This is a genomic window from Dethiosulfovibrio peptidovorans DSM 11002 (genome assembly GCF_000172975.1).
Taxonomy (GTDB): domain Bacteria; phylum Synergistota; class Synergistia; order Synergistales; family Dethiosulfovibrionaceae; genus Dethiosulfovibrio; species Dethiosulfovibrio peptidovorans.
In genome coordinates this window covers 744,011-755,624 of sequence record NZ_ABTR02000001.1, presented here as the reverse complement: position 1 = coordinate 755,624, position 11,614 = coordinate 744,011, and the positions used below count along the sequence as shown (strand labels likewise).

The window sequence follows — 11,614 nt, the reverse complement described above, 5'->3', positions numbered from 1 at the left end:
GATCCCTCCTCCGATTATCGCAGTGTTTCCCCGTCTTCGTCTACGATCTCGCTTCCCGGTTTGGGACGTCTGTAGCGGCTTGATCTCACGGTATCGCCGGTGCAGATGTAGACCACCCTCTCGGCTATGTTGGTAACCCTGTCTCCCGCTCTCTCTAGGGTCCTGGCCACGGTCAACAGCTGGGAGGCCTGTTCTATCCGTTCCGGACGGGCCATCATGAGGAAGAGCAGCTCCCTGAGTATCTGACTCTCCAGATCGTCCATGTCGTCGTCCATGGGGAAGATCGCTTTGGCCTTCTCTACGTCGCACCGGTCGAAGGCCTCCATACACTGGTCCAGCATCCGAGAGAACAGTTGGGACATCCTGGGTATATCTATGAGAGGCTTTATGGGAAGCTGATTCGATAGTTCCAAGGCTACCCTGGCCACGTTGTCGCCGTAGTCGCCTATCCTCTCCATGTCTACCGCCATGTGCATTATGGACAGCACCGTCCTTAGATCCTCTCCCATGGGTTGGAAGCGGGCCAGGAACTGGAGACATCTCTGGTCTATGGATCTGGTCAGGTCGTCCATCTCGTCGTCTTTTCGGACGACCTCCAACGCCGCGTCCCGATCCCTTTCCTTGAGGGCCCACACGGCCCTGTTGAGCGATTCCCTCGCAAGGGCCGCCAGGTATAGGGTCTCCCTCTTGAGGTTCCCGAGCTCCTCCTCTATGTGGCTTCTAGAGTCTATGTTCATCATATCAGATAGCCTCCCCGACGGATCTAGCCGAACCGTCCAGTTATGTAATCGCCGGTTTTCCTGTCCTCCGGCGAGGTGAAGATCTTCTCCGTAGGGCCGTATTCCACCAGGTCGCCCATCAGGAAGAAGGCCGTGTCGTCCGATATTCTGGCCGCTTGCTGCATGTTGTGGGTTACTATTACCACGGTGTATCTTTCCCTGAGCTGTCGGCAGAGTTCCTCTATGCGGGCCGTAGCCATAGGGTCCAGGGCCGAGGTCGGCTCGTCCATAAGGACCACCTCCGGCTCGGTGGCTATGGTTCTGGCTATGCATAACCTTTGCTGCTGTCCTCCGGACAGGCCGTTGGCCGGGGAGTGGAGCTTCTCCTTCACCTCGTCCCACAGGGCCGCCCCTCTCAGGCTCGACTCCACTATGCCGTCCAGGCGGTCCCGGTCCTTTATGCCGTGGATCCTGGGACCGAAGGCGATGTTGTCGTATATGGACATGGGAAATGGGTTGGGTTTCTGAAAGACCATTCCCACTTTTTTCCGTAGCTCTATAACGTCCGTTCCCTGCGAGTAGATGTCCTCTCCGTCGACCAGCACGGTTCCCTTGATCGATGCGCTGGGGATGAAGTCGTTCATCCTGTTAAGGCACCGCAGGAAGGTGCTCTTTCCGCATCCCGAGGGGCCTATGAAGGCGGTCACGGAGTTTGCGTTTATGGACATGGATATATCCTTCAACGTGTGAGCCGTTCCGTAGTGCAGGTTCAGATTTTTTATCTCTATCGCGGTATCCCTTCCGGTCATTGCCTTCACCTCTGAGTTATCGTCTGTTCCGGCGTAGCCGGGCCCTGAGAATTATCCCCAGGGAGCTTACTCCCATGACCAGGAGAATCAGCACCAGCACGGTGCCGTACTGTATGGGCCTGGTCTGCTCTATGTGGGTCCCGGCGGTTGCAAGGACCATTATGTGATAGGGGAGCGCCATTACCTCGTCGAAGAGGCTCGTAGCCACCTTTGGGGTGAAGAACGCCGCTCCGGTGAAGATTATCGGTGCCGTCTCCCCCGCCACCCTTCCTACGCTGAGTATCGCTCCGGTCAATATGGTGGGAAGGGCCGCCGGGAGCACCACCTTCCGAACTGTCTGCCATTTATTGGCGCCAAGGGCGTAAGAGGCCAGTCTGAAGTCCTGAGGCACAGCCAGGAGAGCGGTCTCCGACGCCGTTACTATGAGGGGTAACGACAGACAGGCCAGTGTAAGCCCCGCCGATAGGAGGGACGATCCGAAGTTCAGAAAAACCACGAACAGAGAGAGGCCGAACAGACCGTATACCACCGAGGGCACCCCGGCCAGGCATCGAACGCAGAGCCTGAGCGCCGTGGTGAACGGCCCCTCCGTGGCGTATTCGGCGAAGAAGATCCCGGTGGCGACTCCGACGGGAATGGCGAAGACCATGGAGACGATCACCAGTTGGAGCGTTCCTATTATGGGGGTGCTTATGCCGCCCTTGGTCATGTTGTCCCTGGGAGGTCTGGTGACGAACTCCCAGCTCATGGATTCCGCCCCGTTGGCCATCAGGTAGGCCAGTATGGACAGCAGCCCCAGCACCAGAAGGGCCGCCGAGGTCCAGAGCAGTATGGATGCTCCTCTGTCCACCAGTTTTCTGCTCATGCCATCCAGCGCTCCTTTCCCTTTTTCTCTATCCACATGGAGATCAGGTTGATCCCAAGGGTCATGGTCAATAGCAGAAGTCCGGCGAAGAACAGGGCGTGGTAATGGGCGGAACCTACCGGGGTCTCTCCCATCTCCGCCGCTATGGCCGAGGTCAGAGGCCTTACCGGATCGAATATCGATATGGGAACCAATGCGGCCCCCCCTGCCGCCATCAGCACCACCATGGTCTCTCCCAGACCTCTCATTATCCCGAGCAGCGATGCACTGAGAAGCCCCGGAAGGGCGGCGGGCAGGACTACCTTTCGGATTGTCTCCCATCTGGTGGCTCCCAGGGCGTAGCAGGCGTCTCGCAGCTCTCTAGGCACCGCCTGAAGGCTTTCCTCCGCCAGTGAGGCCACTATGGGAACTATCATGGCTCCCATGAGCAGAGATGCGTTGAACAGATTCAGTCCCGAGAGGAGGTCGAATCTCTCTTGAAGCCATGGGGCCAGTACCACCATGCCCAGGAATCCCAGGACTATGGACGGCAGGAAGCCCAGAAGCTCCAGTGCCGGTTTGAGTATTTCCCTGAACCAGGACGGAGCCACCTCGGACAGGAATATGGCTATGAGGAAACTGAAGGGGACTGCCATGACGGCGGACAGCAGCGTCACGGTCATGGATCCTACGATCAGAGGCGCCATCCCCAGAGCCGGAGGTTCCTCTGTGGGGTACCAATCGAAGCCCAGCAGGAGTTCCTTGAGGGAGACCTCTCTCAATGTGGGTATTCCTTCCTGAAGGAGGAAGTAGATCAGGAAGACCATTATGAAAAGGCTTACGCTAGCCGTAAGGGTGATCAGCCACCCTGGAATTCTTTCGTCCATCGACAAAACCTCTCGTGTTCTGGAATAGACTCCAGCCCGCCGCCATCTCGGGCGGCGGGCTGAAGTTCCCGGTATCCTAGTGTTCTATGAATCCGTATCAGCGAAGGGGGATGTAGCCGGTGTTGCCTACGATCTCCTGTCCGGCGTCGCTGAGGACGAAGTTGATGAATTTGAGGGTGTCGCCGGTGGGCCATCCCTTGGTGAACATGTAGAGGTAGCGGGAGACGGGGTAATCTCCGTCCAGGACGGACTTGACCGTTCCCTCGACCCCTCCGACGGTCAGGGCGTTGACCGACTTGTCCAGGTATCCGAGGCCGATGTAGCCTATGGCCAGTTTATTCTTTGCGACGGTCTGAACCATGGCTCCGTTGGAGGCCACCACAAGGGCTCTCTGGGTCACCCTGTCTTTGTTCATGATCTTGCTTTCCCAGACCTCGTAGGTGCCCGAGCTGGTGTCACGTCCCACAACTGCGATCCTGGCGTCGGATCCTCCGACTTCCTTCCAGTTGGTTATCTCGCCTTTATAGATCTTCTTGAGCTGCTCGATGGAGAGGTCTTTGATCTGGTTGGAAGGGTGCACCACCGGTATCAGAGCGTCCATGGCTACTGCGAAGGGTACGGGGTAGGTGCCGTTTTCCACCGCTGCCTTGACCTCTTTGTTCTTGATGAATCGAGATGCGTTGGCCACGTCGGTGGTTCCGTCGATTATTGCCTTGATGCCGTTTCCGCTTCCTCCGCCGGACACGGTTATTGCCACGTCCGAATTGCTCTCCATGAACTTCTCCGCCGCGGATTGAGCTATGGGAAGGACGGTGGTGGAGCCCTTGATTACCAGGTCGCCGGCGAAAGCCGATCCGACCAGAGACAGAGTTGCCGCCAGTGCCAGTGCGATAGCCGATTTTTTCATCTTATAGAGATCCTCCTTGGATGATCTAGCGAGGGTACCTTCCCCTCGGACTGTGACGTCAGTATAGGACGGTTGTGTAACGGACTTATGTAGCGGAGGTAACTATAAGGTAAAAGAGGTATTCCCCGGCGGGGCGAAGATACGGACTTGAACGGCATGAACTTACGGAAGAGTTTCGTTGTTTCTTTGGGTATCTAGGCCCTTTTGCATCGTGCTTATTACCCCTATAATCAAATGTAAAGTTATAAAAGAGGAGGTCGACCCCTTGGCCGAGGACATGCATTCTTCGCTGCTTCTTCAGTCCCCCATACCGATATTGGTCCTGTCCAGAGAGCTGAAGGTCGTCCTGGCGAATCGGGCCTTTCTGGACATGTCCGGCTACGACGAATCGGAAGTGCTGGGCATTGTGCCTCCCTATCCCTGGTGGGGTCACGGAGAAGATGATTTTCCTGTGTTGACATTAGAGGATCAGAAGACCCTTTACATGAAAGGTGTCTCCCGGCTGGAGAGACGATATTTGGGAAAAGGCGGCTCGTCCATATGGGTCGAGCTCAGCGTTACCCCCATAACCGGAATCGACGGCATAAAATCCTATCTGTTGTCCATGGTGGATGTCACTGGAAGAAGGGGCTCCGAGGGCAGGGACGGAGATGACCCCAGGCTGGAGGCCCTTGAGAGAGCCTACGCCGCACTTCAACAGGAGTTGGCGGAACGGGCCGAGTGGGAGGAACGACTGGAGCTGGAGGTCGCCAGGAGGACCGAGGAGCTGGAGAAGAGCAAGAGTTTCTGGGAGGCCCTGTTTCAGGAGTCGCCGGAAGGGATCGCCTTTTTGGACAACAGGGACAGAATAATCCAGGTCAACGGATCCTTCTGTCGTATGTTTCTGTGCGAAGCCGATTCGGTGCGGGGTACGTCCATAAACGACATAGTCGGAAAGGCCCCGGGAATACAGATAGACGCCGAGAGGATGACCAGGAAGCTCTTCAGTGGGGAAGCTTTCGTGTACGATACATACCGCACCAGGACCGACGGTACCGTGATGCCTGTGTCTATCCATGCCTCTCCCTTTCTTTTCGGGGATAAAACCTTCGCTTACTGTGGTTACAGAGATATAACGGAGAGAAAACGGGACGAGAAAAGGCTGAGGTATCACTCTACCCTCCAGAATCTGCTCTCCAGGGTGTCCTATCGTTTCGTCTTTCCCTCGAACGACATAGACGGTTCCCTGAAGCAGGCTCTGGAGGATTTCGGGTCCTTTTTCAGGGCATCCCACTGCAACCTAATACAGTTCGATCCCGACGGAGATATGGTGAGGTCCATATGGTGGCACGAGGGACCTCTGAACCCCGATCTGGGCGATATCGTAGAGAACGTTTCTTCGAGGGATATCCCCTGGCTCTGGCATCGCCTCCAGGTGGACGACATCGTGATGATCGGAAACGAAGACGCCATCCCCGCCAGGGCCTGTATGGAGCGGAGGCTGTTCGAGCTATTGGGCGGAGGCGAGGCCTACGTTTATCCCCTTTTTATCCGTGGTGAGCTAAGCGGAATGATTTCTCTTATCCGATCCGAAAGGGACGATTCCGGTTCGGACAAAACCACCGACTTCTACGTTTTTAGCAGCATAATATCCGCCGCTCTGGAGCGTCACGAAGGGGAACGGTCCATAAAGGCCAACTACGAAGTGCTCCATCGGACCTTCGAGAGCAGCATAAAGACCATGGGGGATATGTTGGCCGTCAGGGACCCCTACACGGCTCGGCATCAGAGAAACGTGGCGGTGCTGTCCGACATGATCTCCGAAAGGCTGGGAATTGACGAAGAGAGCAGGAAGGGGTTGAGGATAGCGGCCTTGGTTCACGATCTTGGAAAAATAAGGGTTCCGGCGGAGATCCTGAACAAGCCGGGAGAGCTTTCCGAGCTGGAGTTCGAGATAATAAAGGAACATCCCCAGCTGGGCGAGGAGATCCTCTCTAACATCGAGTTCCCCTGGCCTGTGGCTACGATAGTTTCGCAGCATCACGAGAGGCTAGATGGTTCCGGATATCCCAGACATCTCGGTGGTGGCGAGATACTTTTCGAAGCCCGGATACTCGCCGTCGCCGACGTGGTGGAGGCCATGACATCCCATCGTCCCTATCGGGCCGGATTGGGGCTGTCGGCGGCTCTGGACGAGATAAGGCGGGGTCGCGGATTTCTCTACGACCCCGACGCGGTTGGGGCCTGTCTGGACGTTCTCGAGGGAAGAACCGACCTGGACGATCTCTTCGCGGATCAGATCTGATCCGTTCGGGACTGGACGAAGGCCCCTGTGAGGGCGGTCAGAGGAGCCACCGTGACCAGGCCGAAACTTCCCACCATCGTGTGGAGTATCTCCGCCGCTACGTAGTTGACGTTCAGTATGTTGGACATGGGTATTCCCTGGGCCATGAATACCATCATCATCGTCAGGTATCCCCCCGAGTAGGCCAGCAGCAGGGTGGTGGTCATGGTCCCTATAACGGCTCTTCCCACCTTGAGTCCCGACTTGAACAGCTTCCATCGGTCTATATCGGGCCTGTGCTCCTTAACCTCCGCCACGGCGGCGGATATATCCATCGCCAGGTCCATGACGGCGCCCGATGAGGCCAGGAAGATCCCGGCCAGAAATATCCTCGTCAGATCCAGATGGGGATAGCCGGAATAAAGCAGCATCTCCGAGAAGGGCCTCACAGCCCCGTGGATCCCGAAGGGTCCGGAAAAGACTTCCGCCAGTATACAGGTGAGCCCCAGTCCCGTCATGGCGCCGATCCAGGCAGTGGCCCCTCTGCGGCCGAAGCCGGCCACCAGAAATACTATGGCGAATGTCAGTGCCGATACCACCCCGAAGGCCACGAACACCGGGTCCCACCCCTTGAGGAACAGGGGGATCATGACCTTCCAGATCATGAGGGCCGAAAAGAGGAAGGACACCATGGCCTTCACCCCGGTGAAACCTCCCACCACCGCCAGAGTGGCCGCGAATAGCAGCAGCAGCAGCGCCTCCACTCCCAGCCTGTATTTCCCCGAAGCGTGTACGCCTACGATCTCGTCGTCGACGGTCGTGATGTCCAGGAGTACCCTGTCTTCCGTAGCGTAGAAGCTGTCCAGCTCGAGCTTGCCGCTCAGTACGTTGCTTCCCTCCACGGTCCGGTCCTCGAAGGGGCCTTCCTCTATCCTCACTGTCAATCCCTGGTCTCCGGTCTTGATTATGCCGCACTGAACCACCGTGGAGTTATCAACGGCGATAACCCTGCCCTTGTAGTGTCCCACGTTTCCGTCCAGCTTGTCCTCGAAGCCGGTGGGCATAGTCCAGAGAGCCGCACATATAAGCGATATCATTGCGGTGAAGGCCAGATCTTTCGTCGACGTGCCGTCCAGAAACCACCGGTAGAAATGTCTCAGCATGTTGTTCGCTCCTCTCGTGTTTTCTCCATATTAAAGGGAGGGACGAGCCCGTCCAGGCTCGTCCCTCCTCGTTCAGGGGGGAAGAAAAGGGGCTTAGAGCCCCATGGCGGATGTCATCTTGCGGAATACGTCGGTGTTGTCGTAGTAGCCGTTGAAGGTCTCCTGTCCGACTCCGACGGCACTTACCGGAACCGGTACGCCTGTGTGGGCGTAGCTGGTCCAGGCCAGACCGGCCCTGCGGTTGAGAAGATGGGTCAGGGCTATGGAGAAGGGCTCGTAGCCTCCGTAGAGGAGATAGGTCTCCTGGTCCTCGGACCTTTCCTTGGATCCCTTCATGCTCTCTGCGAAGGCCTGCTTGAGGGATGCCAGTTCCGAGCCGGTTACGGCGTCCTGTCCCTTCAGGCTGAGGCCGAAGGCCTTTTCCACCTGGGGGAAGAAGTCCTCCAGAGATCCCTTGCCTTCGGTGGATTTTCTATAGTCGACCAGGACGAGGTCGAACGCCTCGTAGGACATCTTCTGTCCGTCCAGCTTGCCGAAGAAGGTGTCGTACTTGGTTCCTGCGAAGCCTATGGTGAGACCTCCGGTCTCGTGGTCTCCGGTCACCACCACCAGGGTGTCCTCGGGGTGATCGTTGTAGAAATCGAGGGCTACCTTGACCGCTTCGTCGAAGGCTATGGTGTCACCTATGGAGGAGACCGCGTCGTTGGCGTGGCAGGCCCAGTCTATCTTGCCGCCCTCGACCATCATGAAGAAGCCCTCGGGGTTGTCCAGGAGCTCTATACCCTTGGCGGTGAAGTCGGCCAGGGAGATGGACCGGTCCGTCTCGTCTACGGCGTAGGGCATGGCCTTGCCGGACCACAACACGGGGTTGATCGCCACGATCTTGCCATCCTCTTTGGAAAGTTTCCGGAAATCCTCGATCGTCTCGGTTATCCTGTAGCCCGCCTTATCTATGATTCCCATGACGTCGGGCTGGTCTCCCTTGGGGCCCTTGGGTTTCTTGAAACCGCCTCCGGCGAAGTACTCGAAGCCGCTTTCTGGAAGCTGACAGGCCAGTTCGTAGTAGTCGTTGCGGGACTCGTTGTGTGAGTAGAAACAGGCGGGGGTGGCGTGTTCTATGGACACGGACGACACGATTCCGACCTTCATACCCCTTTTATGGGCCATCTCGGCGATGGTCTCGTGGGACTCCGTGCCGGTGGGGTTCATGGCTATGACCCCCGACTTGGTCTTGTTCCCCGTGGCCAGGGCCGTCCCGGCCGCCGCCGAGTCGGTTATGATCGAGTTGGTCGAGTAGGTGGTGCAGAAACCCTGGGCTGGAAGGGTGCTCATGGCCAGCTTGACTATCCCCGGTCTGGCGTCTTTGCCAGCCATGGAGGCCAGGTATATCTCCGCCGCGTTTCTCTGGGGCATGGCCATGCCGTCGCCTATCATCAAAAAGACGTACTTTGCCCTATCGGCCCAGGCTCCTCCCGCCAGGACCGTCACCATGACCGTCGCAAGGACGAACTTAGCTAAAAAGCGTCTCCCTCTCATAAATATCACCGCGAATCACCTCTGAAAAAGAATGGGAACGGCCTCCTAGGAGGTCGTCCCCATTCTGTTCTCTCGACGTAACGATAGAGTTCCCTCAGCGTAACGATTTCATTCCATATGCCGCAAGGCAGCTCAGAGCGGCTATGAGAACTATGGCGGCCCCGGCGGTGACGTCGAACCGCACGGACAACCAGAGCCCGGCCATGCAGAAGGTCCCCGCCGCCAGGGTGGATCGGACCATCATCGACGCCAGTGACCGGGAGCCCTTCTCGGTCAGAGCGGAGGGTATGGTGAAAAGGGCTATAACCAGTATCAGACCGACCACCCTTATAACCGCCACCACCGCCAGGGAGGTCAGGACCGTCAGGATCCAGTCCAGCCTGCCGACCGGGATGCCTCTGGTGGCGGCGTAGGTCTCGTCGAAGAGAAAGGCCTCGATGGAGGAATAGCGAAAGATCGTCAGTCCGATAGACGCCAGGGCCAGGCAGGCCATTACAGCCAGGTCCGAGGAGGACACGGTCAATATGCTGCCGAAGAGGTAGCTGGTCAGCTCGGTTCCGTATCCCGGGGTCAGGTCGGTGAAGATTATTCCCACCGCCATCCCCACCGCCCAGAGGATCCCCATGATCGAGTCGGATCTGTCCGGGGCCTTCCTGTTCAAATAGGTTGCGATTCCGGCCAGTATCAGGGCGGCACCGTAGACCCCCGCCCTTGGGGGCCATCCCACGAACCACGCCAGGCCGAGTCCGCCGTAGGCGCCGTGGGCCACCCCTCCGGTGGTCATTACCGAACGCCTTATGACTGTGATAGGTCCCAGTATTCCCGATATAAGGCTGGCCAGTACCGCCGCCGCCAGGGCGTTTCTCATAAACTCGTATTGCAGAAGATCAACCATGGCGATGCTCTTCCAGCACTCTGTGGGGAAGGCCGTGCCCTATTATCTCCACCGGACAGGAACCGCTGGCCTTGGAGAATAGCTTCTCGGTCAACTCCCCTCCGTCGTGGTAATAGACGCTTCGGTCCACGCAGGCCACTGCGGAGGCGCAGGCGGGGATTATCGAGTAGTCGTGGCTTACCACTACGACCGTTCGTCCCTCTGCCACGTCGTTGAGGCTGTCGAAGACGGATTTTCTGGCGTCGGGATCGACGCTGGCAAGAGGTTCGTCCAAAAGCAGCAGTTTGGGCTCGCTGGCCAGTGCTCTGGCTATGAGGGTTCTCTGTCTCTGCCCCTGGGACAGGGACCCGACCGGCCTGTCCGAAAGGGGCTTCAGGTCCATGGCATCCATGGCCCGATCGACCGAGTCGTTTCCTCCGGATCGGGCTCCCAGTCTGCCCATGGAGACCACCCTTCTTACCGTCACAGGCATGGAAAGGCTCTTCTCCACGTCCTGAGGGACGTAGCCCACCTCGGAGGTCTTGCCCGGAGGTTTGCCCAATACGTTGATTCTACCCTCCGACGGGGAGAGAAGCCCGAGCATAAGCCGGAGGAGGGTGGACTTGCCTCCTCCGTTGGGGCCGATCACCACCAGGAACTCCCCGGTGGGTACGGAGAAGGAGACTCGATCGAAGATCGGGGCTCCCTCGTATCCGAACGATACTTGGTCGAATTCTACGGAGTTCACCGCAGGGCCTTCCTGAGGGCCTTGGCGGTCTTGCGGAGGTTGAAGTCCCAGTCCTCCGCAAGGGGATCCAGAGGGACCACCTCCCCTTCGAGCGTCTTTGCCAGAGTCTTAGCCGCGGCGGTGGAGAACTGCGGCTGTACGAATATCGTATCTATCCCCTCGTTCTTCGCCAGCTCTACCAGTTGTCCCAATTCCGCTGGTTTTGGCTCCTTGCCCTCCAGCTCCACCGCCCTCTGCCTAAGTCCGTAGGCTCTGGCGAAGTAACCCCAGGACGGGTGGAACACCATGAAGGACCTGCCCTTCAAGGGGGCGAGCTCCTGGGCCAGGCGGCGGTCCAGATCCGCCAGCTCTGTGGCGAACTTTATGTAGTTGCTCATGTAGACGTCGCTTCGAGGGGGGTCTGCCTCGGCCATAGCCATGGCGATAGACCTGACCTGGAGCATGACCTCCGGCGGGGAGAGCCATATGTGGGGGTCCAGGGCTCCGTGGCCGTGATTGTCGTGGTGATCGGCTCCCTCTATGGGGTAGAGCTTGATCCCCTGGTAGGTGGGGACCTCCTCGAGATTCGGTAGGGCTGCCAGCAGCCTGTCTTTCTGGGCTCTCTCGAAGGGAACACCGATCGTGAACCAGAGTGAACAGCTGGACAGCTCGGCCATCTGAGAGGGCTTGGGCTCGTAGGTGGCAGGGCTTGCCCCTTTGGGAACCACGGTGGTCACGTCCACATAGCTTTCCCCTATCTTCTCGACGAAGAATTTCTGAGGCAGAATGCTTACCGCCACGTGAAGAGTAGGACTTGCCAAGGCCGCTCCGGCGGTCAGACATAGTGCCGCCGTCAGGGGCCATAGAAAAAATTTTCTCATAGGT

Annotated in this window: 11 protein-coding genes; 1 reads left to right on the top strand and 10 read right to left on the bottom strand. The window is 58.0% G+C overall.

The features are described from left to right. Positions 1-14 precede the first annotated feature (14 nt). The 5 genes from phoU to DPEP_RS03690 all read right to left on the bottom strand — a co-directional run bounded on the left by phoU (position 15) and on the right by DPEP_RS03690 (position 4,166). Entirely contained in the window at positions 15-740 is a 726-nt protein-coding gene (gene phoU / locus DPEP_RS03710; RefSeq protein WP_005659721.1) for a phosphate signaling complex protein PhoU, read from the bottom strand. 23 nt (positions 741-763) lie between these two features. Beyond that, a complete protein-coding gene (pstB, locus tag DPEP_RS03705) occupies positions 764-1,528 on the bottom strand; it encodes a phosphate ABC transporter ATP-binding protein PstB (RefSeq protein WP_005659720.1) in 765 nt (254 codons plus the stop codon). 16 nt (positions 1,529-1,544) lie between these two features. After that, on the bottom strand, positions 1,545-2,393 hold the full coding sequence (gene pstA, locus DPEP_RS03700) for a phosphate ABC transporter permease PstA (protein WP_005659718.1): 849 nt from the start codon (positions 2,391-2,393) through the stop codon (positions 1,545-1,547). Then, entirely contained in the window at positions 2,390-3,259 is an 870-nt protein-coding gene (gene pstC, locus DPEP_RS03695) for a phosphate ABC transporter permease subunit PstC (protein ID WP_005659716.1), read from the bottom strand. Before pstC ends, pstA begins: the two co-directional genes overlap by 4 nt. A gap of 97 nt (positions 3,260-3,356) precedes the next feature. Further along, complete coding sequence (locus DPEP_RS03690) at positions 3,357-4,166, bottom strand: phosphate ABC transporter substrate-binding protein (protein WP_005659713.1); 810 nt, start codon at positions 4,164-4,166, stop codon at positions 3,357-3,359. Positions 4,167-4,431: 265 nt separating this feature from the next. On the opposite strand from DPEP_RS03690, the gene DPEP_RS12665 reads away from it, so the two are divergent. Next, positions 4,432-6,450, top strand: coding sequence for an HD domain-containing phosphohydrolase (locus tag DPEP_RS12665; RefSeq protein ID WP_005659711.1), 2,019 nt, complete (start codon positions 4,432-4,434; stop codon positions 6,448-6,450). Here the strand turns inward: DPEP_RS12665 and DPEP_RS03680 are convergent. From DPEP_RS03680 to DPEP_RS03660, 5 genes are all read right to left on the bottom strand, one after another. After that, positions 6,441-7,592, bottom strand: a complete 1,152-nt coding sequence (locus DPEP_RS03680) for a YibE/F family protein (protein WP_005659709.1) — start codon at positions 7,590-7,592, stop codon at positions 6,441-6,443. The two genes, DPEP_RS12665 and DPEP_RS03680, sit on opposite strands and share 10 nt — an antisense overlap. Positions 7,593-7,685: 93 nt before the next feature. Beyond that, positions 7,686-9,128, bottom strand: coding sequence for an alkaline phosphatase (locus DPEP_RS03675; RefSeq protein ID WP_040382964.1), 1,443 nt, complete (start codon positions 9,126-9,128; stop codon positions 7,686-7,688). 94 nt (positions 9,129-9,222) lie between these two features. Then, a complete protein-coding gene (locus tag DPEP_RS03670; RefSeq protein WP_005659705.1) occupies positions 9,223-10,023 on the bottom strand; it encodes a metal ABC transporter permease in 801 nt (266 codons plus the stop codon). Then, on the bottom strand, positions 10,016-10,750 hold the full coding sequence (locus tag DPEP_RS03665) for a metal ABC transporter ATP-binding protein (RefSeq protein WP_005659703.1): 735 nt from the start codon (positions 10,748-10,750) through the stop codon (positions 10,016-10,018). The genes DPEP_RS03670 and DPEP_RS03665 overlap by 8 nt, the downstream gene beginning before the upstream one ends. Then, entirely contained in the window at positions 10,747-11,610 is an 864-nt protein-coding gene (locus DPEP_RS03660) for a metal ABC transporter solute-binding protein, Zn/Mn family (RefSeq protein ID WP_005659701.1), read from the bottom strand. The genes DPEP_RS03665 and DPEP_RS03660 overlap by 4 nt, the downstream gene beginning before the upstream one ends. Positions 11,611-11,614 lie beyond the last annotated feature (4 nt).

Coding starts and splice junctions, on each gene's coding strand:
- phoU (WP_005659721.1), bottom strand. CDS start 740: ATGATGAACATAGACTCTAGAAGCCACATAGAGGAGGAGCTCGGGAAC.
- DPEP_RS03660 (WP_005659701.1), bottom strand. CDS start 11,610: ATGAGAAAATTTTTTCTATGGCCCCTGACGGCGGCACTATGTCTGACC.
- pstA (WP_005659718.1), bottom strand. CDS start 2,393: ATGAGCAGAAAACTGGTGGACAGAGGAGCATCCATACTGCTCTGGACC.
- pstC (WP_005659716.1), bottom strand. CDS start 3,259: ATGGACGAAAGAATTCCAGGGTGGCTGATCACCCTTACGGCTAGCGTA.
- DPEP_RS03670 (WP_005659705.1), bottom strand. CDS start 10,023: ATGGTTGATCTTCTGCAATACGAGTTTATGAGAAACGCCCTGGCGGCG.
- DPEP_RS03675 (WP_040382964.1), bottom strand. CDS start 9,128: ATGAGAGGGAGACGCTTTTTAGCTAAGTTCGTCCTTGCGACGGTCATG.
- pstB (WP_005659720.1), bottom strand. CDS start 1,528: ATGACCGGAAGGGATACCGCGATAGAGATAAAAAATCTGAACCTGCAC.
- DPEP_RS03690 (WP_005659713.1), bottom strand. CDS start 4,166: ATGAAAAAATCGGCTATCGCACTGGCACTGGCGGCAACTCTGTCTCTG.
- DPEP_RS03680 (WP_005659709.1), bottom strand. CDS start 7,592: ATGCTGAGACATTTCTACCGGTGGTTTCTGGACGGCACGTCGACGAAA.